24 protein-coding genes and 1 pseudogene are annotated in these 26,171 nt (G+C 68.0%); 19 read left to right on the top strand and 6 right to left on the bottom strand.

Annotated features, from left to right (window positions below):
* Positions 1–46: 46 nt before the first annotated feature.
* The 10 genes from murG to C6A86_RS17320 all read left to right on the top strand — a co-directional run bounded on the left by murG (position 47) and on the right by C6A86_RS17320 (position 8,919).
* Complete coding sequence (gene murG, locus C6A86_RS17365; protein ID WP_233213203.1) at positions 47–1,111, top strand: undecaprenyldiphospho-muramoylpentapeptide beta-N-acetylglucosaminyltransferase; 1,065 nt, start codon at positions 47–49, stop codon at positions 1,109–1,111.
* A 32-nt stretch (positions 1,112–1,143) separates the two neighbouring features.
* Positions 1,144–2,538, top strand: coding sequence for a UDP-N-acetylmuramate--L-alanine ligase (murC, locus tag C6A86_RS17360; RefSeq protein WP_233213204.1), 1,395 nt, complete (start codon positions 1,144–1,146; stop codon positions 2,536–2,538).
* Positions 2,539–3,549 carry a cell division protein FtsQ/DivIB gene (locus tag C6A86_RS17355; RefSeq protein ID WP_233213201.1) on the top strand — a complete coding sequence of 337 codons (1,011 nt, stop codon included), beginning with the start codon at positions 2,539–2,541 and terminating at the stop codon, positions 3,547–3,549.
* A gap of 205 nt (positions 3,550–3,754) precedes the next feature.
* A complete protein-coding gene (gene ftsZ / locus C6A86_RS17350) occupies positions 3,755–4,906 on the top strand; it encodes a cell division protein FtsZ (protein ID WP_105365639.1) in 1,152 nt (383 codons plus the stop codon).
* 6 nt (positions 4,907–4,912) lie between these two features.
* Positions 4,913–5,620 carry a peptidoglycan editing factor PgeF gene (gene pgeF, locus C6A86_RS17345; RefSeq protein WP_105365640.1) on the top strand — a complete coding sequence of 236 codons (708 nt, stop codon included), beginning with the start codon at positions 4,913–4,915 and terminating at the stop codon, positions 5,618–5,620.
* Positions 5,617–6,357: a YggS family pyridoxal phosphate-dependent enzyme gene (locus C6A86_RS17340; RefSeq protein ID WP_105365641.1), complete on the top strand. Its 741-nt coding sequence runs from the start codon at positions 5,617–5,619 to the stop codon at positions 6,355–6,357. Before pgeF ends, C6A86_RS17340 begins: the two co-directional genes overlap by 4 nt.
* Positions 6,358–6,421: 64 nt before the next feature.
* Complete coding sequence (locus C6A86_RS17335; RefSeq protein ID WP_105365642.1) at positions 6,422–7,066, top strand: cell division protein SepF; 645 nt, start codon at positions 6,422–6,424, stop codon at positions 7,064–7,066.
* Positions 7,067–7,212: 146 nt separating this feature from the next.
* The gene (locus C6A86_RS17330; RefSeq protein WP_105365643.1) at positions 7,213–7,515 is read left to right on the top strand and encodes a YggT family protein; all 303 of its coding nucleotides are present in this window, start codon (positions 7,213–7,215) and stop codon (positions 7,513–7,515) included.
* 164 nt (positions 7,516–7,679) lie between these two features.
* Entirely contained in the window at positions 7,680–8,510 is an 831-nt protein-coding gene (locus C6A86_RS17325; RefSeq protein WP_105365644.1) for a DivIVA domain-containing protein, read from the top strand.
* A 28-nt stretch (positions 8,511–8,538) separates the two neighbouring features.
* A complete protein-coding gene (locus C6A86_RS17320; RefSeq protein ID WP_105365645.1) occupies positions 8,539–8,919 on the top strand; it encodes a hypothetical protein in 381 nt (126 codons plus the stop codon).
* Here the strand turns inward: C6A86_RS17320 and C6A86_RS17315 are convergent.
* Positions 8,916–9,563, bottom strand: a complete 648-nt coding sequence (locus C6A86_RS17315) for a phosphoribosyltransferase (RefSeq protein ID WP_199196383.1) — start codon at positions 9,561–9,563, stop codon at positions 8,916–8,918. The two genes, C6A86_RS17320 and C6A86_RS17315, sit on opposite strands and share 4 nt — an antisense overlap.
* 51 nt (positions 9,564–9,614) lie before the next feature.
* Between C6A86_RS17315 and C6A86_RS17310 the strand changes: the two genes are divergently transcribed.
* A complete protein-coding gene (locus C6A86_RS17310) occupies positions 9,615–10,955 on the top strand; it encodes a TIGR01777 family oxidoreductase (protein WP_105365662.1) in 1,341 nt (446 codons plus the stop codon).
* Here the strand turns inward: C6A86_RS17310 and C6A86_RS17305 are convergent.
* Genes C6A86_RS17305 through C6A86_RS17290 form a run of 4 tightly spaced genes read right to left on the bottom strand, consistent with a single transcriptional unit; the run spans position 10,934 to position 15,237 of the window.
* Positions 10,934–11,662: a type 1 glutamine amidotransferase gene (locus C6A86_RS17305; protein ID WP_105365646.1), complete on the bottom strand. Its 729-nt coding sequence runs from the start codon at positions 11,660–11,662 to the stop codon at positions 10,934–10,936. The genes C6A86_RS17310 and C6A86_RS17305 overlap by 22 nt on opposite strands.
* Before the next feature lie 9 nt (positions 11,663–11,671).
* Positions 11,672–12,898: a serine hydrolase domain-containing protein gene (locus tag C6A86_RS17300; RefSeq protein ID WP_105365647.1), complete on the bottom strand. Its 1,227-nt coding sequence runs from the start codon at positions 12,896–12,898 to the stop codon at positions 11,672–11,674.
* Positions 12,899–12,905: 7 nt separating this feature from the next.
* Positions 12,906–13,574, bottom strand: a complete 669-nt coding sequence (locus tag C6A86_RS17295) for a response regulator (protein WP_105365648.1) — start codon at positions 13,572–13,574, stop codon at positions 12,906–12,908.
* Positions 13,567–15,237 (bottom strand): ATP-binding protein, encoded by a 1,671-nt coding sequence (locus tag C6A86_RS17290; protein WP_105365649.1) that lies wholly within the window; start codon positions 15,235–15,237, stop codon positions 13,567–13,569. Before C6A86_RS17290 ends, C6A86_RS17295 begins: the two co-directional genes overlap by 8 nt.
* A 68-nt stretch (positions 15,238–15,305) precedes the next feature.
* Between C6A86_RS17290 and C6A86_RS17285 the strand changes: the two genes are divergently transcribed.
* The 4 genes from C6A86_RS17285 to C6A86_RS17270 are packed head-to-tail and all read left to right on the top strand — an operon-like array spanning position 15,306 to position 18,735.
* Positions 15,306–16,289 (top strand): tripartite tricarboxylate transporter substrate binding protein, encoded by a 984-nt coding sequence (locus C6A86_RS17285; RefSeq protein WP_105365650.1) that lies wholly within the window; start codon positions 15,306–15,308, stop codon positions 16,287–16,289.
* A 14-nt stretch (positions 16,290–16,303) separates the two neighbouring features.
* Positions 16,304–16,801, top strand: coding sequence for a tripartite tricarboxylate transporter TctB family protein (locus tag C6A86_RS17280; RefSeq protein WP_105365651.1), 498 nt, complete (start codon positions 16,304–16,306; stop codon positions 16,799–16,801).
* A complete protein-coding gene (locus C6A86_RS17275) occupies positions 16,802–18,343 on the top strand; it encodes a tripartite tricarboxylate transporter permease (RefSeq protein WP_105365652.1) in 1,542 nt (513 codons plus the stop codon). It begins immediately after the preceding gene.
* Complete coding sequence (locus C6A86_RS17270; RefSeq protein WP_105365653.1) at positions 18,340–18,735, top strand: universal stress protein; 396 nt, start codon at positions 18,340–18,342, stop codon at positions 18,733–18,735. The genes C6A86_RS17275 and C6A86_RS17270 overlap by 4 nt, the downstream gene beginning before the upstream one ends.
* Before the next feature lie 2 nt (positions 18,736–18,737).
* Here the strand turns inward: C6A86_RS17270 and C6A86_RS17265 are convergent, their stop codons facing one another.
* Positions 18,738–20,366 carry a DUF222 domain-containing protein gene (locus tag C6A86_RS17265; RefSeq protein ID WP_311100806.1) on the bottom strand — a complete coding sequence of 543 codons (1,629 nt, stop codon included), beginning with the start codon at positions 20,364–20,366 and terminating at the stop codon, positions 18,738–18,740.
* 178 nt (positions 20,367–20,544) lie between these two features.
* On the opposite strand from C6A86_RS17265, the gene C6A86_RS17260 reads away from it, so the two are divergent.
* The 4 genes and pseudogenes from C6A86_RS17260 to C6A86_RS29210 all read left to right on the top strand — a co-directional run.
* Positions 20,545–21,303 carry an SCO6745 family protein gene (locus C6A86_RS17260; protein WP_105361457.1) on the top strand — a complete coding sequence of 253 codons (759 nt, stop codon included), beginning with the start codon at positions 20,545–20,547 and terminating at the stop codon, positions 21,301–21,303.
* A 47-nt stretch (positions 21,304–21,350) separates the two neighbouring features.
* On the top strand, positions 21,351–22,598 hold the full coding sequence (locus C6A86_RS17255) for a cation:proton antiporter (protein WP_311100805.1): 1,248 nt from the start codon (positions 21,351–21,353) through the stop codon (positions 22,596–22,598).
* A gap of 68 nt (positions 22,599–22,666) precedes the next feature.
* A complete protein-coding gene (locus tag C6A86_RS17250; protein ID WP_105363701.1) occupies positions 22,667–24,445 on the top strand; it encodes an NAD(P)/FAD-dependent oxidoreductase in 1,779 nt (592 codons plus the stop codon).
* A gap of 102 nt (positions 24,446–24,547) precedes the next feature.
* Positions 24,548–26,055 (top strand): annotated as a pseudogene (locus C6A86_RS29210) (type I polyketide synthase); the annotation flags it as partial.
* Positions 26,056–26,171 lie beyond the last annotated feature (116 nt).

The raw sequence follows: 26,171 nt of genomic DNA, 5'->3' as shown, positions 1-26,171 counted from the left end.
GGTCGTTCTGGCGGGGGGCGGCACGGCGGGACACGTCGAACCCGCGATGGCCGTGGCCGATGCACTGACCGAATTGGACCCACAGGTACGGATCACCGCGCTGGGCACTGCGCGCGGCCTGGAAACCCGCCTGGTCCCTGAGCGCGGCTACGACCTGCAGCTCATCACCCCGGTGCCACTGCCGCGCAAGCCTTCGGCGGATCTGCTCCGGTTGCCGCTGCGGGTGCGCACCGCGGTCCGGCAGACCAGGGCCGTGTTCGACTCCGTGCATGTCGACGTCGTGATCGGTTTCGGCGGGTACGTCTCGGTGCCCGCCTACCTGGCCGCAAGGCCCGGTCTGCGCCGGTCCCGGGTGCCGGTGGTGATCCACGAGGCCAACGCCAGCGCCGGCTGGGCCAACCGGCTGGGTGCGCGTTCCGCGCAGCGCGTGCTGGCCGCGACACCCGATCCCGGGCTCGGGGACGTCGAGGTGGTCGGGGTGCCGGTGCGCGCGAGCATCACCTCGCTGGACCGCGCCGCGCTGCGTGCGCAGGCGCGTGCCGCGTTCGGATTCGCCGAGGACGCCCGCGTGCTGCTGGTGTTCGGCGGATCCCAGGGTGCGCAGTCGATCAACCGCGCGGTATCCGGTGCGGCGGGAGCGCTTGCCGCCAACGGTATTTCGGTTCTGCACGCGCATGGACCGAAGAACACCCTGGACCTGCCCGAGCCTTCGGGGCCGCCCTATGTCGCGGTGCCCTACCTGGACCGGATGGACCTGGCCTACGCCGCCGCCGATCTGGCCATCTGCCGATCGGGTGCGATGACGGTGGCCGAGGTCAGCGCGATCGGCCTGCCCGCCATCTACGTGCCGCTGCCCATCGGCAACGGCGAACAACGCCTGAATGCGCTGCCGGTGGTCGACGCCGGCGGCGGACTGCTGATCGACGACGCCGACCTGTCACCGTCGTTGATCGCCGACACGGTGGCCTCGGTGCTGGCCGATGCCGATCGCCTGCAGCAGATGACGGCGGCCGCCGCACTGGCCGGGCATCGCGACGCCGCCCGCCGGGTGGCCGAGGTGGCGCTCGAGGTGGCGCGGCAGTATCGCGCGGACCGGAAGTCAGTGCGGTGAAGGGCCTACCGCCGGAGCTGCAGCGCGTGCACATGGTGGGCATCGGTGGTGCCGGGATGTCCGGTATCGCCCGCATCCTGTTGGACCGCGGCGGGCAGGTCTCGGGTTCGGATGCCAAAGAGTCCAGGGGTGTCGCGGCATTACGCGCCCGGGGCGCCCACATCCGGATCGGGCATGACGGCTCGGCGCTGGACATGCTCGACGGTGGTCCGACCGCGGTGGTGACCACGCACGCGGCCATCCCGAAGACCAATCCCGAACTCGTCGAGGCCCGCCGCCGGGGTATCCCGGTGATCCTGCGCCCGGTGGTGCTGGCCAAGCTGATGGCCGGGGACACCACCGTGATGGTCACCGGTACGGCAGGAAAGACGACCACCACATCGATGGTGATCGTGGCGTTGCAGCACAGCGGATTCGACCCCTCGTTCGCGGTCGGCGGGGATCTCGGCGCGGCCGGGACCAACGCGCACCACGGCAGTGGCCCCTACTTCGTCGCCGAGGCCGACGAGAGCGACGGATCGCTGGTGCAGTACCAGCCCGATATCGCCGTGGTGACCAATATCGAGGCCGACCATCTCGACTTCTTCGGAAGTGAGCAGGCCTATGTCGCCGTGTTCGATGCGTTCATGGAGCGCCTGACGCCCGGCGGTGCCCTGGTGGTCTGCGTGGATGATCCGGGCGCCGCCGCACTCGCCGAACGCACTGCGGCGCTGGGTATTCGGGTGCTGCGCTACGGGAGTGCCGGTCAGCCTGAGCTGGCCGGTGCCCTGCTGGACTGGGAGCAGCACGGGACCAGCGCGGTGGCGACCGTGCAGTTGGCGGGGGAGGCCGGCCCGCGCACCATGCGGTTGTCGGTGCCCGGCAGGCACATGGCGCTCAATGCGCTGGCCGCACTGCTGGCCGCAATCCAGGCCGGCGCTCCGGCCGACGTCGTACTCGACGCCCTGGCCGAATTCGAGGGTGTGCGCCGCCGGTTCGAACTGGTGGGTGTCGCGGCGGAGGTCAAGGTCTTCGACGATTACGCGCATCACCCCACGAAGGTGTCGGCCGCGTTGTCTGCGGTGCGTGCGCTGGCCGCCGAATCACAGGGCCGCGCCATCGTCGTCTTCCAGCCGCATCTGTATTCGCGCACACAGACTTTCGCGCGCGAGTTCGGCGCCGCGCTGAGCGCTGCCGACGAGGTGTTCGTCCTGGATGTCTTCGCGGCACGCGAGCAGCCCATTGCCGGGATCAGCGGGCGCAGCATCGCCGAGCATGTCAGCGTGCCGGTGCATTACGTACCGGATTTCTCGGCGGTCGCCGAGCAGGTGGCGGCCGCCGCCGGACCGGGTGACGTGGTGGTGACGATGGGCGCCGGCGATGTCACCCTGCTGGGCCGCGAGATCCTGGACGCCGTGAACGCGCGCGCCGACCGGGCGGCACGGTAGATGACCGGCCCGGCCGACGGGCGGGACGAACCCGAGACCATGGCGGCGGCCGCACAAGCCGCCGAAGAAGTGGCGGCAGCCGCCGAGGACCCGCAGCCTGCGCAGGACGCCGGCGCGCCCGAACCGGACGCCGGCGCGCCCGAACCGGACGCCGAATCCGACGCAGCGGCCGAAGACGCCGCGGCCGAAGAGGATTTCGAAGGGCCGCGCCGCCGTGCCCGGCGGGAACGCGAGGAACGCCGCATCGCGCAGGCACGCGCCCAGGCCATCGAACAGAACCGCCGCGAAGCCAAGCGCCGCGCCTTCGGCCGCACCGAGGAGGCGCCGGCACCCAACCGTCGCGGGGTGATCCGCGGCCTGAAGGTGCTGATGTGGTCGGCGCTGCTGGCGGTGCTGGCCGTCGGTGCGGGCCTGTTGCTGTATCTCACGCCGATCATGTCGGCGCGCGCGACGGTGATCACCGGTCTGACGGCCATCACCGAGGACGAGATCCGGCAGGCCGCGGCCGTGCCGTCCGGCACACCGCTGCTGCAGATCAACACCGACACGGTGGCCGAGCGGGTGGCCTCCATCCGCCGGGTGGCCAGCGTCCGGGTGCAGCGCGAGTACCCGTCGACGCTGCGCATCACCGTCGAGGAGCGGATCCCGTTGGTGGTCAAGGACTATCCGGACGGTCCGCACCTGTTCGACAAGGACGGCGTCGATTTCGTGACCGCGCCGCCGCCACCCGGCCTGCCCTATATCGACACCGAGACACCGGGCCCGAATGATCCGGCGACCCAGGCGGCGCTCGAGGTGCTCACCTCGTTGCCGCCGGAGGTGTCGGGTCAGGTGAGCCGAGTCGAGGCACCTTCGGTGGCGGCCATCACACTGATCCTGTTCGACGGCCGGAAAGTGGTGTGGGGCACCACCGACCGTACCCAGGAGAAGGCGCTCAAGCTGGCCGCGCTGCTCACCCAGCCCGGGCAGACCTACGACGTCTCCAGCCCGGATCTGCCGACGGTCAAGTAGGACACCGCGCGCAGGCTCCGGGGAGACACCGCGCGCAGAGGCGAGAAATTGTCGCGCCGTGTCGGCGCGCCTGCGGGGTTCCTGCGCCGGGTCGCCCTACCGTTCTGGTTGCGCGGAACTACTTGACATAACTCTAAGCCTATGGTTGAGGTTGAGGGTTTCGCTCACCGACATCGACATTCAGGTCAGGAAAGGGCGATCCGCGATGACCCCCCCGCATAACTACCTCGCCGTTATCAAGGTGGTCGGCATCGGCGGCGGCGGCGTGAACGCCGTCAACCGGATGATCGAGCACGGACTCAAAGGCGTCGAGTTCATCGCCATCAATACCGACGCGCAGGCGTTGTTGATGAGCGATGCCGACGTCAAGCTCGACGTCGGTCGTGATTCGACCCGCGGCCTGGGCGCCGGCGCCGACCCGGAGGTCGGCCGCAAGGCCGCCGAGGACGCCAAGGACGATATCGAGGAACTGATCCGCGGCGCGGACATGGTGTTCGTCACCGCAGGCGAGGGTGGCGGCACCGGCACCGGTGGCGCACCGGTGGTGGCCAGCATCGCCCGCAAGATGGGTGCGTTGACGGTCGGTGTCGTGACGCGGCCGTTCTCCTTCGAGGGCAAGCGCCGGTCCAACCAGGCCGAGACCGGCATCACCGCGCTGCGCGAAAGCTGCGACACCCTGATCGTGATTCCGAACGATCGGCTGCTGCAGATGGGCGACGCCGCCGTCTCGCTGATGGATGCGTTCCGCAGCGCCGACGAGGTGCTGCTCAACGGTGTCCAGGGCATCACCGACCTGATCACCACGCCCGGCCTGATCAACGTCGACTTCGCCGACGTCAAGGGTGTCATGAGCGGCGCGGGCACCGCGCTCATGGGCATCGGCTCGGCCCGCGGCGACGGACGTGCGCTCAAGGCCGCCGAGATCGCCATCAACTCACCGCTGCTGGAGGCCTCGATGGAAGGCGCGCAGGGCGTGCTGTTGTCGGTGGCCGGTGGCAGCGATCTCGGCCTGTTCGAGATCAACGAGGCCGCCTCGCTGGTGCAGGAGGCCGCGCACGCCGAGGCCAACATCATCTTCGGCACCGTGATCGACGATTCTCTGGGCGACGAAGTGCGGGTCACCGTCATCGCCGCCGGATTCGACACCTCCGGACCCAGCCGCAAACCCGTTGTCGGGGAAGGTGCCGCGGGCGTCGCCCCCGGTACGGCCGGCAAGGTGCGTTCCAGCGTGTTCGAGCCGGCCGACGCCATGTCCGTCCCGGCACACACCAACGGGGCGACGGTGAAGATCGGCGGTCCGGACGACGGCGGCATCTCCGACGACGACGTCGACGTGCCGCCGTTCATGCGCCACTGATCCGTCATGTCCGTCCGGGTTCGGCGCGTGACCACCACCCGCGCGGGCGGAGTATCGGCACGGCCGTTCGACACCTTCAATCTCGGCGACCACGTCGGCGATGATCCGGCCGCGGTGGCCGCCAACCGGAAACGGTTGGCGACCGCGCTCGGCCTTGCCGAGGACGCGGTGGTGTGGATGAACCAGGTGCACTCGGCCAATGTCGCGGTCGTCGAGGGTCCGCAGGGTGCCGCCGTCGACCAGACTGATGCGTTGGTGAGCACCACCCGCGGTCTGGCGTTGGCGGTGGTGACCGCGGACTGTGTCCCGGTGCTGCTGGCCGACGCGCGGGCCGGGGTCATCGGCGCCGCGCACGCGGGCCGGGTGGGTGCGCAGATCGGCATCGTGCCCCGCACCGTGGAGGAAATGGTGAAGTTGGGTGCGTCCGTCGCCGACATCTCGGTGCTGCTGGGTCCCGCGGTGAGCGGTCGCCATTATGAGGTGCCTGCCGAGATGGCCGCCGAGGTGGACGCGGCGCTGCCGGGCAGTCGCTGCCGCACCGCCAGGGGAACCCCCGGTCTGGACATTCGTGCCGGACTTGCCCGACAACTGACGGATCTGGGTGTCACGGCCATCGACGTCGATCGCCGCTGCACCGTCGAGGACGCCGCGCTGTTCAGCCATCGGCGTGATGCTCCGACCGGACGGCTGGCGTCATTGGTGTGGATGGAATGAGTACTCACCGCGATGTCGAACTGGCCGGAGCGCTGGCCGCGGTACGGACCCGGTTGGCACGTGCCGCCGAGGCCGCCGGCCGGCCGGTGCGGGACATCGAACTGTTGCCGATCACGAAGTTCTTTCCCGCCTCCGATGTCGTGATCCTGCGGCGATTGGGCTGTACCGAATTCGGTGAGTCCCGCGAGCAGGAAGCCGCCAGGAAGGTGGCCGACGTCCGGTCCGCGTTTCCCGGTGACGAGATCCGCTGGCACATGGTCGGCCACATCCAGCGGAACAAGGCGCGCGCCATTGCCCGTTGGGCCTACGCCGCGCATTCGGTGGACAGTGCCCGGCTGATCGCCGCCCTCGGGGGAGGCGCCGAGCAGGAGCTGGAAGCGGGCGGGCGCACCCGACCGCTGCGGGTCTATCTGCAGATCAGTCTGGACGGTGACCCCGATCGCGGCGGGGTGGATGTGAACAAGCCGGACCTGATCGACGAGCTATGTGCCGCAACACATGCCATCGACGCACTGGAGTTCGCCGGGTTGATGGGCATCCCGCCGCTGGACTGGGATTCCGAGGATGCGTTCGCGCGGCTGCAGGCCGAGCGCGACCGGGTGCAGGGCTCCTTCACTCAGCGGCTCGGGCTGTCGGCGGGCATGTCGGGGGATTTGGAGACGGCGGTGCGATACGGATCCACGTGTGTGCGTGTCGGAACCGCGTTGATGGGTCAACGTCCTCTAACGTCACCCTGAGTAGTCACTCCAGTCACATCTTCATCACAGACAACACAGACACAAGTCGTTAAAGGGGCAGGCGATGAGCACTCTGCACAAGGTCAAGGCCTACTTCGGTATGGCGCCGATGGACGATTACGACGATGAGTACTACGACGACGAGCGTGGGCCGCGTGCGTACCCGCGGCGCGCCGCCGAAGAGCGTTTCGAGGATGAGGGTTACGGCCGCGAGTCCCGGGCGTTCGACGACCGGATTCCGGCCCGCGAGTACGACGACGTCCCCGGCGCGTACCGCGGCGGCTACGGTGACGCCCCGCGCTTCGAGGGCCGGCTGCGCACACTCCGCGAGTTCGACCGCCCGGCGCCGCGTTTCGCAGGTGCTCCCACCCGCGGCGCGCTCGCCATGGAACCGCGACGGATGGCCGAGCTGTTCGAGGCCGGCAGCCCGCTGGCCAAGATCACCACGCTGCGCCCCAAGGATTACAGCGAGGCCCGCACCATCGGTGAGCGGTTCCGTGACGGCACCCCGGTGATCATGGACCTGGTCTCGATGGACAACGCGGACGCCAAGCGACTGGTCGATTTCGCCGCCGGCCTGGCGTTCGCGCTGCGCGGATCCTTCGACAAGGTCGCCACCAAGGTGTTCCTGCTCTCACCGGCCGATATCGATGTCAGCGCCGACGAGCGCCGCCGGATCGCCGAGGCCGGTTTCTACTCCTACCAGTAGGGGTCCCGGCCGACTACACCCATTGCGCCACCCAGCCCGTTCCAGTCCGCCAGGTAGGCTGTCGTCCTGGGATCGCATGCTTGTCCCACCTGCTCGAATGTCCCTATACCTGCCCGTCTGTGTATGCAGTAGTGAGGTCGGCTCAGTTGTCGATGGTCTTTCAAATCCTGGGTTTTGTGCTGTTCGTCTTCTGGCTGTTGCTGATCGCCCGGGTCGTTGTCGAATTCATCCGGTCGTTCAGTCGCGACTGGCAGCCCAGCGGTGCCACGGTGGTGGTGCTGGAACTCATCCTCAGCGTCACCGATCCGCCGGTGAAACTGCTGCGCCGGATCATCCCGCAGCTCACCATCGGCGCGGTGCGATTCGATCTGTCGATCATGGTGTTGTTGCTGGTCGCGTTCATCGGCATGCAGCTGGCATTCGGTGCCGCAGCCAGCGCCACGATCTGATCGAGATCGTCGGCGTGGGGCACTCCGAACATTGAAATTCGCTCTTAATTATGAGCCTCCGGTGCAACCGTAGAGTCTGCTGTGACAGGATGGACGCCAGTTACTTCTACTGACGCTCTACACTTTGACACCGGTTGACGGTCCAGACTTCAAGGGGGCAGACAATGCCGCTCACTCCAGCCGACGTTCACAACGTCGCATTCAGTAAGCCGCCGATCGGCAAGCGCGGCTACAACGAGGACGAGGTAGACGCCTTCCTCGACCTGGTCGAGAACGAGCTGACCAGGCTCATCGAGGAGAACGCCGACCTGCGTCAGCGGGTGTCCGAGCTCGACTCGGAGCTGGCCGGTGCACGTTCCGGTGGAGGCATCCAGGCGACCCAGACGATCCCGCCCTATCAGGCCCCGCAGCCGGAGCCCGAGCCCGAGCCGGTCCAGCCGGTGTACGAGGCTCCCGCGCCGGTGGCACCCGTGGCGCAGCAGGCCCCGGTCTCCGAGGATTCGCATCTGCGGGCGGCCAAGGTGCTCAGCCTGGCCCAGGACACCGCGGACCGCCTGACCGGTACGGCCAAGGCCGAGTCGGACAAGCTGCTCGCCGATGCCCGCGCCCAGGCCGACGCCATGGTCAGTGAGGCGCGCAGCACCGCCGAGACGACCGTCGCCGACGCCCGCGCCAAGGCCGACGCCCTGCTGTCTGATGCCCAGACCCGCTCCGAGACGCAGCTGCGTCAGGCGCAGGAGAAGGCCGATGCCCTGCAGGCCGATGCCGAGCGCAAGCACTCCGAGATCATGGGCACCATCAACCAGCAGCGCACCGTGCTGGAGGGCCGCCTCGAGCAGCTGCGCACCTTCGAACGCGAGTACCGCACCCGCCTCAAGACCTACCTGGAATCTCAGCTCGAGGAGCTGGGCCAGCGCGGTTCCGCGGCACCGGTCGATTCCGCTGCCGGTAACGAGGGCGGCGGCTTCAACCAGTTCAACCGGGGTAACAACTGACCGGCCCAGCACCGGCTAAGTTCGTCGCATGCTGATCATTGCGCTCGTTCTCGCTGTCATCGGTCTGGTCGCCCTGGTGGCCGCCGTCGTCACCAGCAACGAGCTGATCGCCTGGGTGTGCATCGGTGCCAGCGTCATCGGCGTGCTGTTGCTCATCGCCGATGCGCTGCGTTCCCGGCGCGATGGTGACCCCGACGCGGATGCCGCCGATGCGGACGAGGACGAGCAGGGCGTCCAGGATTACCCCGAGGAGCCGGAAATGACCGAGTCCCAGCCGACAGAGTCCGATCCGACCGATTCCGATCCGGAGGTCGCCGGCGTGACCGACACCGACACGGACACCGCCGACGATGAGTCCGGCGGTTCCGTCGAGATCTCGCCCGACCCCGAGGAAACCCCGAAGAGCTAGCGACGCCGGGCCAGCAGCGCACGCACCTCGTCGTCGCTGGTCTGGGTGAAATCGTCGTAGGCCTGCCCGACCGCCCGAAAGTCCGGCGGTTCGTCCAGGCACACCACCTCGTCGGCCTCGTCGCCGACCAGCCGCAGTGCGGTGCGAGAAGCCACCGGGACCGCCACCACCACGCGCGCAGCACCCCCCGCACGAACGGCCCGGATCGCGGCGAGCATGCTCGCGCCGGTGGCGATACCGTCGTCGACCAGCATCACGGTGCGGCCGGCCAGATCCGGCGCCCCCTCGACGCCGTAGGCCGCCTCGCGGCGGCGCAACTCCACCCGCTCGCGCTCGATGACCTCGAACAGCTGGTCCTCGGTGACCGCCTGGCTGCGGATCACATCCTCGTTGCGCACCACGGTGCCGCCGGTGGACAGCGCCCCCATCGCCAGCTCGGGCCAGTGTGGCAGGCCGAGCTTGCGGACCAGGAAGGCATCGAACGGGAGGCTCAGCGCGACCGCGACCTCCCAGCCGACCGGGACGCCGCCGCGCGCCAGCCCCAGCACCACCGTGCCCGCCGCGCCACGATGGTGCGCCAACCCGGACGCCAGCACCCGTCCGGCTTCCCGGCGGTTCGCAAAGCCGGCGGTCGTTTCTCCCATACGATCCGGGGTACCCCCGGGCCGGGCGGGACCAACAAAGGGCGGACACCAATGGGTATCGAGTACGACAGCATCGTCGACCATCCGATCGACGAGGTCTTCGCCTGGCACACCAGGTCAGGGGCCATGCGACGGCTGGTGCCCCCCTGGCAGCCGATGACGGTGATCGCCGAGACCGACTCGCTGGCCGACGGCCAGGCGGTGCTCGGGCTGCCCGGCGGGCTGCGCTGGGTGGCCCAGCACGAGCCTGCGGAGTTCGACCCACCGCACCGATTCGTCGACACCCTGGCCGCCGACGGTCCGGCATCCTGGCCGGCGCGGGTGATCGGCACCTGGCGGCACACCCACGAGTACGCCGAGGCGGGCACCGGCACGCGGGTGTATGACCGCATCGACGCGGTCGTCCCGGCGGCGGCGTTGCGGCCGATGTTCGTCTACCGGCACACCCAGCTGGCCGAGGATCTCGACGCGCACCGCGCTGCCGGCCTGGCGCCGATGGTGATCGCCGTGACCGGCGCCGGCGGTCTGGTCGGCGATGCCCTGACCGCGTTCCTGAGCACCGGTGGCCATCGTGTCATCCGGCTGGTGCGCGGCACCCCGACGGGATCCGATGAGCGCCAGTGGGATCCCCACAACCCCGCACCGGACCTGCTGGCGGGCGTGGATGCCGTCGTGCACCTGGCCGGGGCCTCGATTGCGGGACGGTTCACCGATGCGCACCGGGCCGCGATCCGGGACAGCCGGATCGGGCCCACCCGCAAGCTCGCGGAAGTCGCCGCACGTGTCGTCGACGGCCCCAAGGTCTTCGTCAGCGCCTCGGCCGTCGGCTATTACGGCTACGAACGCGGGGACTCGCTGCTCACCGAGGACGCCACGATGGGCGGCGGGTTCCTCGCCGATGTGGTGGCCGACTGGGAGGCCGCGACCGAACCCGCCGCGGCCGCCGGCATGCGCGTGGTCAACGTCCGCACCGGTGTGGTGCAGTCCGCCCGCGGCGGCACCCTGCGACTGCTGCGCCCACTGTTCGCCGCCGGTCTCGGCGGTCGACTGGGCAGCGGCACCCAATGGCTGTCCTGGATCGGCATCGACGATCTGCTCGACGTGTATCACCGCGCGTTGTACGACGACCGGTTGGCGGGCCCGGTGAACGCGGTGGCGCCAGAACCGGTGCGCAACAACGACTACACCGCCGCACTGGGCAGGGTGCTGCATCGGCCGACGCTGCTGCCGGTGCCGTCTTTCGGTCCGAAGCTACTGCTGGGCGCCCAGGGCGCCCGGGAACTCGCCGAGGCCGATCAGCGGGTGGTGCCGGCGAAGCTGACCGGGTTGGGCCATACCTTCCGTCGCCCCGTCATCGACGCGGCGCTCTCTCACGAACTGGGGCACGGCTGACGCGCCGTGTACGCCAGGAAGCCCTGTACCAGGCGCCTGATCCGCTGGGCCGCATCGTCATATAATTCGGCTGTGCGCGAGCGCAGTTCATCGTGGGTGCAGCCGCCCAGCGCGGCCTCGCCGGCTTCGCGGTCATCGTCGAGCCAGAGTTCGAGCAGTGCCGGATCCAGTTCGGGATGGAACTGCAGCGCCACCGACCGGCCGAGCGTGAAGGCCTGCGAGGTGCCGGGTGTCCGCCCGATCTCGGTGGCGCCCGGCGGCAGCGTCCAGCGGTCGAAATGCCATTCGAACCACGGGCCGCCCGGGATCAGCTCGTGGCGATCGGATTCCAGTTCATACCAGCCGATCTCGGGGGTCTCGGAGCGGAAGACGCTGCCGCCGAAGGCCTGCGCCAGGAGCTGCCCGCCGAAGCAGACGCCGAGGGTTGGGATGCCGGCGGCCGCGGCCTGGCGGACCAGTTCGGTCTCCGCGCCCACCCAGGTGGCCCTGAGGGCTTCGTCGTACACCGGCCAGCGTGCCCCCAGCGGCACGATGACGTCAAAGGCGGTGGGGTCGGGAAAGTCGACGGCGACGGCCGGGTCGGCGGTCCGTGACGAAGGCACGACCTCGAAGGTGTGCACGTCGTAGCCGGCGTCGGTGAACGCCTCGCCGAGCATCGCCTCGGTGGCGATGGGGTCGTTGTAGAGAAAAAGAACTGTCGGGGCCACCGGACAAATCTACTTCGGCGCGCCCGGCGGTGTCGGGGGAGCGTCGTCGGGGGCCAGTTCGGCCCCGACCGCACGGAACAGCGCCTCGGCCGCGTTCGGATAGTCGCCGGTGTCATCGAACGCCTCGGGCAGATAGGTGACCGCGATCGCGATGGCGATCTTCTTCGCCGGCAGGTACGCCGCGACCCCGGACTGGCCGGCGAACAACGGGTTCTGCAGCAGCCAGCCACCGGAGATGACGATGCCGACACCGTAGGTGTAGCCCTCGGTCTGCGGTGCGCAGGTGGGGCAGCCCGGTAGGGCGAAAGTCTTACCGCGCAGGTCCGGCGCGGTCATCGTCTGATACGAATCGCGGGTCAGCAGCGTGCCCGAACCGATGGCGGCGGCGCCGGCCGCCATATCGTAGATGTTCGTGGTCTGCACGGCGCCGCGGGTGATCGTCCAGGACGGGTTCCAGAAGGTGGACTCTTCGTAGAACCGTGTGCCGCTGGGGATGCCGAGCGTTTCACGGCGTTCCGAGGTGAACGCGTGCAAGATCGGCGCGGGTATCTCGGCGGTGAACGAGTTGGCGGTGCTGGTCAGTCCCAGCGGGCCCAGCACCTCGTCGGCCAGCAGGTCGGCCATATCGCGGCCGGTGGCCTTCTCCAGCGCCAGCCCGAGCAGCACGTAATTGGTGTGGGCGTAGTTCCAGTTGGTGCCGGGCGGATAGTAGAGCGGCTTGGCGGTCGCGAACCGTAGTAGCTCCTCGGGCGTCCACTGCCGGAAAGGATTGTTGTAGAACGCTTTCTGGAACTCCTCATTGCCGATCACATAGTCGGCGTACCCGGAGGTCATGCGGGCGAGTTGACCCAGGGTCACCTGATCGGCGTGCGGGATGTCGGGCAGCCACGTCGAGAGTTTGTCATCGAGTCCGACCGTGCCCCGCTCGACCAGCTTCAACAGCACGGTGGCCACATAGGAGATCGCCACCGCACCGTTGCGGAAGTGCATGGCGGCAGTGGCGGGCACACCCGTCATGGATTCACCGAAGGCGCGGGTCAGCACCTCCTGCCCGTCCTCGGTGACCCTGATGAGCACGGCCTTGAGGTGCCCACGTGTCATTGCCTCGTCGACGATCCGTGCCACCGCATCGGCCTGGCTGGGATCGGTGCGGCGGTGAGGGCCGCCCGGGCCGGTCGAGCACCCGGTCAGCACAACAAGGGTGAGCAGCACCGCAGCCGCGCGCCGGATACTCATGGGTGCGTCAACCCGCGGTGCGGTAGCGGCGCTCGGGCCGGCCCACGCCGTACTGCAGACGCAGTTCCAGCGCGCCGGCGGCCAGATAGTGCTCCAGGTAGCGGCGGGCGCTGACCCGGGAGATCCCCACCAGATCGGCGCATTCGGCGGCCGAGACCTCGTCGGCCGCGCGTACCGCGTCGAGCACCAGGCGACCGGTCTCGGCGCCGAGACCCTTCGGCAGGACGTCGGGCGTGGCAGCCGTCGCGGGGCCGCCGAAAAGTGCGTCGATCATCGACTGGTCCGCTCCGCCGTCGGAGGCCAGCGCGTCGGCCCGGGCGGCGAATGCGGCCAGCTTGGTCTGCAACTGGTCGAACTCGAAGGGTTTGATCAGATAGTCGGCCGCACCGCCGTCCAGAGCGCCGCGGACGGTGTCCAGCTCACGGGCCGCGGTGATCATGATGACGCCGACGTGATCGCCGTCGGCGCGCAACCTGTGCAGGACCTCCAGGCCCGTCATATCGGGCAGGTACACATCCAGCAGGATCAGGTGCGGGCGGTGGGCCGCTGCCGCCGCGAGCGCCTCCGCGCCACTGCGGGCCACCGCGACCGGCTGGAAACCCTCGATGCGCTCCACGAAACGGCGGTGGATCTCGGCCACCATGAAATCGTCGTCGACGATCAGCACATCACGCACGAGCCGACTCGCTGCTTCCCTGTCGCTGCCCTCGCCCGGCCGCCAGCGCCGACTCCGGTAGCCGAACCACGAACGACGCACCGCCGCCGGGGGCGTCGTCGATCCGGGCGTGCCCGCCGTGCTGGGCTGTCACCAGCCGCACCAGGGCTAGCCCGATACCTCTTTTCTCGGCGGGCCCACCCGCACCCTCGGACTTCGAGGTGACACCGCGGGCGAACACCAGTTCCCGGCGTTCAGGTGGCACACCCGGACCGGAATCCGTGACCGCCATCAGCAGACCGTCGGTGTCATCGACGCGCACGGTCACCTGGGCGTGCGCGGAGCCCACCGAGACGTCGACGGCATTGTCGATCAGATTGCCCAGCACGGTGATCGCATCGGTGGCCAGCGCCGGCGGCAGCGCGCGCAGGTGACTGTCGGTGTGCAGGCTCAGCGTCACCCCGCTCTCGGCGGCCAGCGATGTCTTGGCGATCAGCAGGGCCGCCACCGCGGGGTCGGAAACCCGTTGGGTGACAGCATCGTTGATCTCGGCGCGGCGCCGGGTCAGGGTGCCCACCAGATCGTGCACCGCGTCGAACTCGCCCAGCTGAACCAGGCCCGAGATGGTATGCAACTGATTGGCGAACTCGTGGGTCTGGGCCCGCAGGGTGTCGGTGACACTGCGGTGCGAGGACAACTGCGCCTGCAGGGCCGCCAGTTCGGTGCTGTCGCGCATCGTGGTCACGGTACCGATACGCCGGCCCTGGCTGCTGGCCGCGCGCCGGTTCAGCGCCAGTACCCGGCTGCGGGTGGCGATGACGACATCGTTCTCGCCTTCGCCGGAGAGCAGGAAGTCCACCACCGCCTGCTCGAGGCCGACGGCGTCGGCGCGGCGGCCGACGCTGTCGGCGCCGATCTCCAGCAGTTCCTGCGCGCTGTCGTTGAGCACCGTGATCACCCCGTCCGGGTTCACCGCCACCACCCCCTCACGGATGCTGTGCAGCAAGGCCTCCCGATGATCGGCCAGGCCGGCGATCTCGGTGACCTCCAACCCGCGGGTGTGCCGTTTGATGCGGCGGGACAGCAGCCAGGAGGCCGCCAGCCCGAGCACGGCACCCAGACCCAGATAGACCAGCAGCCGTTCGCCGGCGCCGCTGAACAGCTGCCATACCGAGGGATAGCCCTCGCTGACCGAGGCGACCGCGAGCACCTCACCGTCACTGGACAGGATCGGGACCTGCCCGATGATGCTGTGCACCCCCGCCACGTCGGCGTCACCGAACCAGGCCCGGCCCTCGTCGGCCCGGCTCGGACCCAGGTCGGTCCGCACCCCGACGCGGGTGGGATCCGAGGACGCCCGCACGGCGCCGTCGGGTCCGAGGATCTCGGCCAGGCTGGCCCCGGACAGGGCCACCGCCCGGTCGACCTCGGCGGCCAGGAACTTCTCGGCGAACGGATCGGAGTACCGGTCCCGCACGATCGGCGTCGAGGCCATGTTCTCGGCGACGGCGATCATCCGCAGCCCGCGGACCTCGCGGAACTCGCGGGTCGACTGCGCCACCGATACCGCCGCCACGGCGACGAGCACCACCGCGACGACGACCAGCTGAAACACCAGGAACTGCCCGGCGAGGCTGCGGCCCCAGCTCGTGTTCTTAATGACCACTACTTCCTTTGCGTCCATATCAGTGACCTGAGTCACTACCGGGGTCCAGTATTGCTGAGCATCACAAACAAGTGATTGGGGACGACATGTTCGAACGGGGTCGGGTGACCACAGGCGTGGTCATCGCCGTGATCGCCGCGCTGCTACTTTCCGCGTGCGGGGTCACCCGCGGCGAGGAGACCGGGCTGCACCGCCTGCGCATGATGGTGCCCAACAGCCCCGGTGGAGGTTACGACCTCACGGCGCGCACCGCGGTCAAGATCATGGAGGACGACGAGATCACCGGCCGTGTCGAGGTGTTCAACGTGATCGGCGCCGGTGGCACCGTCGCGATGGCGCGCCTGATGAACGAGCGTGGCAACGGCGACCTCATGATGATGATGGGCCTCGGTGTGGTCGGCGCGGTCTTCACCAACGGATCGACCGCGCGCGCTTCGGATGCCACCGCGCTGGCCAAGGTCGTCGAGGAGCAGGAAGGCATCCTGGTGCCCGCCGACTCACCGTTCCAGACGGTGCAGGATTTCGTCGACGCGTGGAAGGCCGATCCGGCCAAGGTCACCGTCGGCGGGGGATCCAATCCCGGCGGCCCGGACCACCTGTTCCCGATGGAGACCGCCAAGGCGGTCGGTCTGGACCCGACGAAGGTCAACTTCATCTCCTATGACGGCGGCGGCGATCTGCTGACTGCTCTGCTGGGCAACAAGATCGCGGCCGGCACGTCAGGCCTGGGCGAATACGTCGACCAGATCGAGGCCGGCCAGGTGCGGGTGCTCGCGGTGTCCGGAGAAGAGCGGGTCGAAGGTGTCGATGCACCGACGCTCAAGGAGGCAGGCATCGACTTGACCTTCACCAACTGGCGCGGAGTCCTGGCCCCGCCCGGAATCTCCGAGGACGACCGAGCGGCGATGGTCAAGATCCTGGAGGAGTTGCACGCAACCGACGCATGGAAGGAGGCGCTGGTGAAGAACGGTTGGACTGATGCCTTCATGACCGGCACCGCATTCGAGGAGTTCCTCGACGAGCAGGATCGCCGGGTCGAGACGACGCTGACGGATCTGGGGCTGGTGTGAGTACCGAATTGGATATGGCCGAGAAGTCCCGGCCCGATTACGCGCAATATGTCGTCTGTGCGGTGATGGTCGCCGTCGGCGCCTTCCTGCTCTATGACGCGCTGACCATGCCGGGCGGATACGCCGAGGTGGATCCCGTTGGGCCGCGCTTCTTTCCGATCGTCATCGGCGCGGGGCTGCTGGTGATGTCCATCGTCCTGGCCATCGCGATCCCGCGTGGTCTCAAGGGTGAGGCCGATGCCGGTGAGGACATCGACCCGGATATGCCCAGCGACTGGCGCACCGTCGGGCTGCTGGTCGGCCTGTTCGTCATGCTCATCGTTCTGGTGAATCCGCTCGGGTGGACGATCACCAGCGCGCTGTTCTTCGCCGGGTGCGCCACCGTGCTGGGCAGCAGGCATTACGTGCGCAATATTGCGATCGGTGTGGTGCTGGCGCTGGCCAGTTTCTACGCGTTCTACTCCGGGCTCGGAATCCCGCTGCCCGCAGGCATTCTGGATGGGATTCTGTAAATGGAGAACTTCGACTGGCTCATGCAGGGGTTCGCCGAGGCGGCGACCCCGATGAACCTGCTGTATGCCGCGATCGGCGTGTTGTTGGGCACCGCGGTCGGCGTGCTGCCCGGTATCGGCCCGGCGATGACGGTGGCGCTGCTGCTGCCGATCACCTACAACGTCAGCCCGAGCGCGGCGTTCATCATGTTCGCCGGCATCTTCTACGGCGGCATGTACGGCGGGTCGACGACCTCGATCCTGCTGAACACGCCGGGTGAGTCGTCCTCGGTGATCACCGCGCTGGAGGGCAACAAGATGGCCAAGGCCGGCCGCGCCGCGCAGGCGCTGGCTACCGCGGCCATCGGGTCCTTCGTGGCGGGCGCCATCGGTACGGCGCTGCTGGCCGCATTCGCGCCGGCGATCTCCCGGTTCGCGGTCACCCTCGGGGCGCCGTCCTATCTGGCGATCATGCTGTTCGCCCTCGTCGCGGTGACCGCGGTGCTGGGGTCTTCGAAGATGCGCGGCGTGATCTCGCTGCTGCTGGGCCTGGCGATCGGCATCGTCGGCATCGACTCACTGACCGGACAACCGCGGGCCACCTTCGGTCTGCCCTTGCTGGCCGACGGCATCGATATCGTCGTCATCGCGGTGGCGGTGTTCGCGCTCGGTGAGGCGCTGTGGGTTGCCGCGCATCTGCGGCGCCGTCCGGCCGATGTCATACCGGTGGGCCGGCCGTGGATGGGCAAGGAGGACTGGAAGCGGTCCTGGAAGCCATGGCTGCGTGGCACCGCGTACGGGTTCCCGTTCGGTGCGCTGCCCGCCGGCGGCGCGGAGCTGCCGACCTTCCTGAGCTATATCACCGAGAAGAAGCTGAGCAAGCATCCCGAGCAGTTCGGCAAGGGCGCCATCGAGGGTGTCGCCGGGCCGGAGGCGGCCAACAATGCCTCGGCCGCAGGCACTCTGGTGCCGATGCTGTCGCTGGGTCTGCCGACCAATGCGACTGCGGCGGTGATGCTGACCGCGTTTGTGTCCTACGGTATCCAGCCCGGTCCGACGCTGTTCGACAAGGAACCGCTGCTCATCTGGACGCTCATCGCGAGCCTGTTCATCGGCAACTTCCTGCTGCTGGCGCTGAATCTGCCGCTGGCGCCGCTGTGGGCCAAACTGCTGCGCACTCCGCGGCCGTATCTGTACGCGGGCATTCTGTTCTTCGCCGCGCTCGGTGCGTTCGCGGTCAACCTGCAGCCGCTGGATCTGTTGCTGCTGTTGATCTTCGGATTGATGGGCCTGATGATGCGACGGTTCGGGCTGCCGGTGCTGCCGTTGATCATCGGGGTGATTCTCGGGCCGCGTATCGAACGGCAACTGCGGCAGAGCCTGCAGCTCGGCGGCGGTGACTGGGGCAACCTGTTCACCGAGCCGGTCGCGATCGTCACCTATGTGCTGATGGCACTGCTGTTGCTCGCACCCTTGGTGCTGCGACTGTTCAACCGCAGCGAGGAGAGTCTGTTGATCGTCGAGGACGACAAGGATCAGAAAGCGAAGGCGTCGCAATCATGACGATCGTCATCGGATACACCGCCGACCAGTTCGGGCAAGCGGCTCTCGAACACGGGATCGCCGAGGCGAAGCTGCGCAACACCGGCCTGCTGGTGATCAACTCGACATCGGGGGAGTCCTATGTCGACTCGCGTTTCGCCGATGCGGCCCAGGTGCACGATGTGGAAGCCCGGTTGGCCGACTGCGGGGTTCCGTTCGAGCTCGCCCAACCGGTCGGCGTCGACGCCGTCGAGGAGCTGTTGACGGCCATGGACCGCCCGGAGGCCGAGCTGCTCGTCGTCGGTATCCGGCACCGCAGTCCGGTGGGCAAGTTGCTGCTCGGCAGTGTCGCACAGAAGCTGATCTTGGAATGCCCGAAACCCGTTCTGGCGGTTAAGCCTTCCGAATTCTGACCTCATCCGTCATCGTTCCGTCCGTCGGTATCGGGTGGTGGGAAGAGTTCTTCGGGGTGGAAGTGGTGGTTGAGGGTGTCGGCGCCGGTGTCCATCAGTGGTGGTGGGTGCCAGTGCACGCGGCCGGTGACGGGGTCGATGGTGTTGGTCCAGCCCAGTTCGGCGAGCTGGTTGTCGGGTCCGCAGCCCAGGCCGAGGTCGGGTGCGTCGGTGAGTCCGCCGTTGTTCCAGCTGGGGTTGGCGTGGTGGGCCTGGCAGCGACATGCCGCTTGGGTGCAGCCGGGTCGGGTGCAGCCGCGGTCGCGGTTGTAGAGCAGTAGGCGTTGGGCTTTGGTGGCCAACCGTTTGGAGCGGCCCATGTAGAGCGGTTCGGCGGTGTGGTGGCGGTAGACGATCAGGTAGTGGTGGGCGTGTTCGGCCAGCCGGATCAGATCCCGCATCGGCATGAGGGTGCCCGATCCGGTGACCGCGATCCCGGCGCCGGCTTCGAGTTCGCCCAGGGTGGTGGAGACGACCAGGGTGACGGGTAGGCCGTTGTGTTGCCCGAGGCGCTTGGACATCAGGGTGTCGCGCAGGACCGCTTTGATGGCGTCGTGGTTGCGTTGGGACTGAGTGCGAGGGTCGCGCAGAAACTCGTCGGGGTCCCACTTCACCGGTGGGCCGGCGGTGTCGCACACCTCGGGTTCGGGTTCGGATACGTCGGACATCTCGGGTTCGGGTTCGGGTTCACCGTCACTATCGGCGCCGGCCTTGTCCTCGGGCTCGGCCTGGCCCCGGGCCGGCGGCTGGGGCTCCACACCCTCGTCGTCCACACCCTTGTCGTCCACACCCTCGTCGTCGACAACCGCGTCGTCCGCAGCGTCGTCGTCCAGTGGGTTGGGCACCGGATTCTGCTGGGGTTGCTCGTCATCGGGGTTGTTGATCCCGGGTCGTGCCCAGACGTCCAGGATGGTGCGTAGGTAGGCGGCGAATTCGGCGTCCACCCAGCCCGACACCTTGGCCATACCGTCGACGTCCTGGGGACCGATGCTCAGCCCGCGCCGGTGGCGTGCCGGGTCGGGGCCATCACCGTCGGGGTTGATCAGAGCCAGCGCGTGATCGGCGGCCTTCTGCACCGTTTCGGGGGTATTGGTGGTGGCGATATCGACCAGTGTGGATTCCAGCTGCCCGCGCGCGGTGGCATCCAGGCGGGCCGAGGCCTTGTTCAGCGTGGTGCGGATGATGGCGATGTGCCCGCTGGTGATGGCCCCGGCGGCCAGCGCGGCCGCGCACGCCGCCAGTACCGGTTCCAGGACTTCGCCGGTCATGGTGTGCCGGGGCCCGAGGTCGCGGGCGGCGGTGATGCGCCGGGCGGCTTCGGTGGCGCTGAGGCGGTCGCGGGTGGTCAGCACATCGGTCCAGGTTTTGCCGCCGATCTCGTGCGGGGTGGCCCGGTCCATCAGGGCGGCCAGGATGCGGTGATCGACGGCGGTGTCGGCGCGGGCCTGCTGCTCACGCTCAGAGAGCAGGCCCAGCAGTTCGGCGGTGTCGAACATGGTGAAGTCGGCGTCCAGCAGCGCTTTGACGGATGCGGCGCGGTCGGACAGCGCGTGTTGCACCGTGTCCCGGCCGCCGGCCACATCGCTGTTCATGACTCGAACATACGTGCGACCACCGACAAGAAACCCGAAAAAGTGACCGGTGTGATCAATGGGTCCAAAGAAAATTCTGGGACTGGACTGTCGCTCGAAAGTCACTGACAGCCGGGCACTTTCATGCCCATCCTGTTGACGCGACCGCGGCGTTGCGGGTGGGCGCTAGGGTTCGTCCATGACCAATCCGGATCTCACCGAAGCCACCGCCACCGCGGGAGCCGCCATCGAACAAGCGGTGGCGGTCTTCATGCTGCATCCCCAGACCTACGGCGAGAGTGTCGCCGCCGGCTACCAGAATCCGCTGGCCGGATACGTGGCCGGGCGGGGTGGCGTGCTGGGCGAGGTCACCGGCGCGACCGTCAGCGCGGTCTTCGCGGTCTTCGAGCCCAACGGCCTGTCGGCCATGTGGGATGAAGGTGTCGCCGTGCGCGGCGCTGCCGGTGCGTCCCAGGTGTATTGGCAACAGGCCGCCGAGTTCGGTCGCACCTATCTGGTCGGCGCGGAGGGGCTGGACCGTATCGCAGCGCTGGGGGAGAAGCTCATCGCGATAGCGCCGATCGCCGCCTCGCCCTTGTTCGCGGGCTGGCGGGCCATGCCGCTGGCCGACGACGCGCCCGCCCGCGCCTTGCAGGTGATGTTCGTATTGCGGGAGCTGCGGGCCGGACTGCACTTCAATGCGCTCAGTCTTTCGGGTGTCGCTCCCATCGAGGCGCACATGCTCAACAAGGGCCCGCGCTACGCGGCGATGTTCGGCTGGCCCGAACCGTTCGCCGACGGCGCGGACAAGAAGGACCGCTACGCCGAGGTCGAGCAGGCCACCAATCGCCGGATGGCCGAACTGGTCGGCGCCGCGCTGGATCCTGTCGAGGCCATCGAATTCGCGGACCTGACAACGGCGGCACTGGCCACCCTGAAGGCGAACGTTCCGCGTTGAGCAGTCCCGTCGCGCAGGCGATCCCGATCGACTGGTTACCCTGACGCATGCCCGCGGAAATCGCGATCCATTTCTTCCTCCAGCTCACCGTCATTCTCGCCGCATGCAAGTTGGCCGGACTGGTTGCTCAACGAGTGGGGCAACCGCAGGTCGTCGGCGAGATGATCGCTGGTGTCGTGCTGGGACCGTCTCTGCTGGGACGAATCGCCCCTGATCTACAAGGCGACCTGTTCCCGACCGGGACGCCGAACCTGGTGCTGTACACCGCCGCGCAGGTCGGGTTGGTGCTCTATATGTTCATCATCGGGCTGAACTTCGACGTCGAGCACGTCCGGCAGCGGGCCGGTACCGCGGCCGCGGTGTCCATCACCGGCACGGTTGCGCCGTTGGCCATCGGTGCACTGGCCGCGATACCGCTGCTGAGCGCCGGTGGTTTTTTCGGGGACGGCGTCACGCTGGGGATGGCCATGATGTTCCTCGGGGCCTCGATCGCCATCACCGCGTTCCCGATGCTCGCCCGGATCATCTTCGAAAAAAAGCTGACCGGAACGTCTTTGGGCACGCTGGCGCTGGCGTGCGGCGCGACGGCAGATGCCGTCTCGTGGTGCATCCTGGCCGCCGTGCTGGCCATCCACCGCAACAGCCCGATGCTGGCGGTCATCGCAATCGGTGGCGGTCTGCTCTACACCCTGGTGCTGCTGACCATCGGTCGACGCGGCCTGCGGCCCCTGGGCAGGATGGCCGAAGACAACCAGGGTGTCTCGCCGTCGATGCTCAGTACCGTGCTGATCCTGTTGATGGCCTGCGCATGGTTCACCGACATCATCGGCATCTACGCGATCTTCGGGGCCTTCCTGCTCGGCGTGGCGATGCCGTCTGGGTTCTTCGCCACCAATCTCACCGACAAACTGGAGCCGCTCACCACCAAGCTGCTGCTGCCCCTGTTCTTCGTCTACTCGGGTCTGAACACGCAGATCGGGCTCGTGAACACCCCGGCGCTGTGGGCGGTCACCCTCGGTCTCATCGTCGTCGCCGTCGTGGGTAAGGGCGTGGCGTGCGCGGTGGCGGCGCGGCTGAGCAAGGTGCCCATGCGCGAGTCGGTGGCGCTGGGTGCGCTGATGAACGCGCGCGGACTCATCGAGTTGATACTCCTCAACATCGGGCTCGAAGCCGGGATCATCACCCCCACCCTCTTCACGATCCTGGTGATCGTGGCGGTGGTGACCACCCTCATGACGTCACCGATCTTCGAAGCGGTGTACGGCCGTCACCAGCGTGTTGCGGCGAGTGTGTAGCGCGGGTTGCTGTTCTGCCCCCTACCGTTTCACGGCTGAACTCCACTCATTGTGGGTATGTTGAATTCATGCGGCCCCAACTCTCGCGACTCGATGCGCAGGCCCGGGCGGCCCTCGCGCGCAAGATCAGAAGCCAGCTGCCCGCGGCCGATGTTCCATCGACCGACCACGATGTGGCGATCGCCGGCGGCGGCATCGCAGCCATGGCGCTTGCGCTGGAGATCCGGAACGCGCGTCCGCAGACGCGCATCCTGATCGTCGAGCCGCACACCCATCCGGTGTCGGAAATCACCCATACCGTCGGCGAATCGACGGTGGAGGTGTCCGCGCACTACCTGCGTGATCGGCTGGGCCTCGGTGAGCACCTGCAGACGGCGCACATTCGCAAGATGGGCCTGCGAATGTTCTTCTCGCACGAACGCAACAGCGATATCGCTGCCCGGATGGAGCTGGGAGGCTCGACGTTCGTCCCGCTGGTCACCTATCAGATCGATCGGGGGCGGTTGGAGAACGAGCTGCACACCCGTTGTCTGGCAGCGGGTATCGGCTTCCGGCGTGGTCGCGTCGCCGGCGTCGCCCTCGGTCGTGACAGCAGCTCGCACACGGTGTCCGTGCAGACCGATGAAGAACGCACGGACACCACGGCCCGGTGGGTGGTCGACGCCTCCGGCCGGAGCCGGACGCTGCCCCGGCAACTGGACCTCAAACAGCCCAACCACCATCACTGCAATGCGGCATGGCTGCGGGTGGCCACCGAGATCGACATCAACGGCTGGAGCGACGACCCCGACTTCCACAGCCGTCTTGTCGAGGGCAACCGGGCCATGTCGACGAACCATCTGATGGGGGAGGGCTACTGGGTCTGGCTGATCCGACTGGGCTCCGGGGCCACCAGCGTCGGTATCGTCGCCGACCCTGCGCTGCATCCGTTCGACGGGTTCAACACGCTGGCCAAGGCCAGGGCGTGGTTGCGTGCACACGAACCGCAGTGCGCAGCGGTGCTGGACCAACATGAGGACCAGATCAGGGACTTCCGGGTCATGAAGAAGTACAGCCACGGCGCCACCAAGATCTTCGACGGTGCCGATCGCTGGTGCCTCACCGGAGACGCCGGCGTCTTCCTCGACCCGCTGTACTCATCCGGTCTGGATCTGGTCGCGATCGGCAACGGCCTGATCACCGACATGATCGTCCGCGACCTGGGCGGCGAGGACGTGCTGGCCCGTGCCCAGGTCAGCGACACACTGTTCCGGTCACTCACCGAGATGTGGCTCGCGGTGTATCAGGACCAGTACGTGCTGATGGGGACGCCTGCGGTGATGTCGGCGAAGGTCGTCTGGGACATCGCCTTCTACTGGGGATTCATCGGCCTGCTCTACATGAATGATCGGTTCGTGCGCATCGCGGATGACCCGGAGTTCGTGCCCCAACTGGAAGGCCTCATCGCGCTGAGCAATCGGGTTCAGCGCTTCTTCCGTGAATGGGCCGCGTTGGAGGGCCGTGGACCCGAGGCCGAGAAGGCCACGGTGCCCTTCCTGGACCTGTACGCGCCCCTGAACTTCATGGTGTCGCTGCACGCCGCGATGGTGGAACCCAGCCCGGACTTCGGTGCTCAGTTCGACACCAATGCTCGGTTGCTGCACCAGATTGCGGGTCAGCTTGTCGAGACGGTGCTGGCGGCAAAAGCCGTGGTGTTCGAGGACGATGAGGTCATGCGCCAGGTGCAGGCCTGGCAACGCGATCCGTTGCTACGCGAAGTGCGGGCGATCTACCGCCGGGATCAGGAGATCGCTCCCATCAGCGCCGACTGGATCGTCACCGGATCGCCGGTCCTGCAGCCGAACTGAACCCGACCGCATCAGCACGAAATTCATCAGTCCGGGATCCCATCCATTGTCGCTGCGGCTACGAATACCTCGCGAAGTGTGTAGCGCGACGAGAAAGTGCCGATGCCAGTGACCGAACCACTGCCCATAGACCGTGAACCGCTGGCGATAGTCGGGATCGGATGTAGATTCCCCGGCGGTGCCGATTCGGCGCAGGCCTTCTGGCGGCTGCTGTGCGATGAGGTCGATGCCACCGGTGACGTCCCTGCGTCACGCTGGGATGCGGGGCGATACCACGACCCGAACCCGGCGAAGATGGGCAAGGTCGTCACACGCCGGGGCGGGTTCCTGTCCGAGATCGACCAGTTCGATCCCCAGTTCTTCGGCATCTCGCCGCGCGAGGCCCATTCCTTGGACCCGCAGCAGCGCCTGCTGCTGGAGGCCACCTGGGAGGCGTTCGAAGACGGGGGGATACCCGCCGATCGGCTGGCAGGTACCGACGTCGGCGTGTTCATCGGCGGTTTCACGCTGGACTATCAACTCCTACAGAACCAGGGTCGCAGCAGCCGTTACCGGTTCAAGGCCCATTCGGCCACCGGGATGATGATGACAATGCTGGCGAACCGCATCTCCCACGCGTTCGACTTCCGCGGCCCGAGCATGACGATCGATACGGCGTGCTCAGCTCGCTGGTCGCCGTGCACCTTGCGGCGCAGAGCATCTGGAACGGCGAATGTGCAGTGGCGCTCGCCGGCGGTGTCAACATCATGGGCGGTCCCAACACCGCCATCGCCGAATCGCGGAGCGGATTCCTCAGCCCCGAGGGGCGGAGCAAGGCCTTCTCCGATTCAGCGGACGGGTACGCACGGGGTGAGGGCGGCGCAGTCGTCATCATCAAATCGCTCGCGCAGGCGCTGACCGACGGCGACGACGTCTACGCGCAGATTCTCGGGACCGCCGTCTCGCAGGACGGGCACACCGACGGCATCACCGTGCCGCGCGAAGAAGCGCAGGAAGCGGCGATCCGAACGGCGCTGCGGCGCGCCGGCGTCGCACCCACCCAGGTCGGGTATGTGGAAGCGCATGGGACGGGTACGCCGGTCGGCGACCCCATCGAGATGCGGGCGCTGGCGCACGCACTCACGTCAGAGCGGTCGGCCACGCAGCCCCTGCTGATCGGTTCTGTCAAGACGAACATCGGTCACCTCGAAGCCGGGGCCGGAGTGGCCGGGCTGATCAAGGCGGCGCTGGTCGTCAAACACGGATATGTGCCGGCCAACCTGCATCTGCAGAACCCGACCACGCACGTCTCGGTCGATGAACTCAAACTCGAGATCCCCTCCGCGGGAAGGCCCTTTCCCGAGACCGACCGTCGGGTGGTCGGGGTCAACTCGTTCGGATTCGGGGGCACCAATGCCCACGTTGTCCTTGCCGAACCCCCGGTCGCGCGGCGGGACACCGCAGCACACACCGAGGCGCTGCCGCTGACCGTGCTGCCGATCTCCGGGCGCAGCGAGCAGGCGTTGATTGCGTCGGCCGCTCGGTTGGCCGACCACCTGGACCGCCATCCCGACATCACGCTGCCCGACCTCGGTCACACACTCGCCCGGCGGCGGGCGCATCTCAGCCATCGGCACACACTGATCGCCGAAGACATCGCCGACGCGCGTGAGCAATTGCGTGCCGTCGGCAACGGCGGTGACATCACCACCGGCCGAACGGCATCCACCGCGCCCAAAGTGGCTTT

It is taken from the genome of Mycobacterium sp. ITM-2016-00316 (assembly GCF_002968335.2).
Taxonomy (GTDB): Bacteria; Actinomycetota; Actinomycetes; order Mycobacteriales; family Mycobacteriaceae; genus Mycobacterium.
Note: the sequence above shows the minus strand (reverse complement) of the source record. Positions and strands in the feature narration are given on the sequence as shown.

What these genes read in the sequence shown, in the direction of transcription:
- ftsZ (WP_105365639.1), top strand. Translation starts at nt 3,755, where the DNA reads ATGACCCCCCCGCATAACTACCTCGCCGTTATCAAGGTGGTCGGCATC.
- murC (WP_233213204.1), top strand. Translation starts at nt 1,144, where the DNA reads ATGGTGGGCATCGGTGGTGCCGGGATGTCCGGTATCGCCCGCATCCTG.
- C6A86_RS17335 (WP_105365642.1), top strand. Translation starts at nt 6,422, where the DNA reads ATGAGCACTCTGCACAAGGTCAAGGCCTACTTCGGTATGGCGCCGATG.
- C6A86_RS17340 (WP_105365641.1), top strand. Translation starts at nt 5,617, where the DNA reads ATGAGTACTCACCGCGATGTCGAACTGGCCGGAGCGCTGGCCGCGGTA.
- C6A86_RS17290 (WP_105365649.1), bottom strand. Translation starts at nt 15,237, where the DNA reads ATGGACGCAAAGGAAGTAGTGGTCATTAAGAACACGAGCTGGGGCCGC.
- pgeF (WP_105365640.1), top strand. Translation starts at nt 4,913, where the DNA reads ATGTCCGTCCGGGTTCGGCGCGTGACCACCACCCGCGCGGGCGGAGTA.
- C6A86_RS17325 (WP_105365644.1), top strand. Translation starts at nt 7,680, where the DNA reads ATGCCGCTCACTCCAGCCGACGTTCACAACGTCGCATTCAGTAAGCCG.
- murG (WP_233213203.1), top strand. Translation starts at nt 47, where the DNA reads ATGGCCGTGGCCGATGCACTGACCGAATTGGACCCACAGGTACGGATC.
- C6A86_RS17255 (WP_311100805.1), top strand. Translation starts at nt 21,351, where the DNA reads ATGCCCGCGGAAATCGCGATCCATTTCTTCCTCCAGCTCACCGTCATT.
- C6A86_RS17285 (WP_105365650.1), top strand. Translation starts at nt 15,306, where the DNA reads ATGTTCGAACGGGGTCGGGTGACCACAGGCGTGGTCATCGCCGTGATC.
- C6A86_RS17310 (WP_105365662.1), top strand. Translation starts at nt 9,615, where the DNA reads ATGGGTATCGAGTACGACAGCATCGTCGACCATCCGATCGACGAGGTC.
- C6A86_RS17250 (WP_105363701.1), top strand. Translation starts at nt 22,667, where the DNA reads ATGCGGCCCCAACTCTCGCGACTCGATGCGCAGGCCCGGGCGGCCCTC.
- C6A86_RS17320 (WP_105365645.1), top strand. Translation starts at nt 8,539, where the DNA reads ATGCTGATCATTGCGCTCGTTCTCGCTGTCATCGGTCTGGTCGCCCTG.
- C6A86_RS17275 (WP_105365652.1), top strand. Translation starts at nt 16,802, where the DNA reads ATGGAGAACTTCGACTGGCTCATGCAGGGGTTCGCCGAGGCGGCGACC.
- C6A86_RS17265 (WP_311100806.1), bottom strand. Translation starts at nt 20,366, where the DNA reads ATGAACAGCGATGTGGCCGGCGGCCGGGACACGGTGCAACACGCGCTG.
- C6A86_RS17355 (WP_233213201.1), top strand. Translation starts at nt 2,539, where the DNA reads ATGACCGGCCCGGCCGACGGGCGGGACGAACCCGAGACCATGGCGGCG.
- C6A86_RS17300 (WP_105365647.1), bottom strand. Translation starts at nt 12,898, where the DNA reads ATGAGTATCCGGCGCGCGGCTGCGGTGCTGCTCACCCTTGTTGTGCTG.
- C6A86_RS17280 (WP_105365651.1), top strand. Translation starts at nt 16,304, where the DNA reads ATGGCCGAGAAGTCCCGGCCCGATTACGCGCAATATGTCGTCTGTGCG.
- C6A86_RS17260 (WP_105361457.1), top strand. Translation starts at nt 20,545, where the DNA reads ATGACCAATCCGGATCTCACCGAAGCCACCGCCACCGCGGGAGCCGCC.
- C6A86_RS17270 (WP_105365653.1), top strand. Translation starts at nt 18,340, where the DNA reads ATGACGATCGTCATCGGATACACCGCCGACCAGTTCGGGCAAGCGGCT.
- C6A86_RS17315 (WP_199196383.1), bottom strand. Translation starts at nt 9,563, where the DNA reads ATGGGAGAAACGACCGCCGGCTTTGCGAACCGCCGGGAAGCCGGACGG.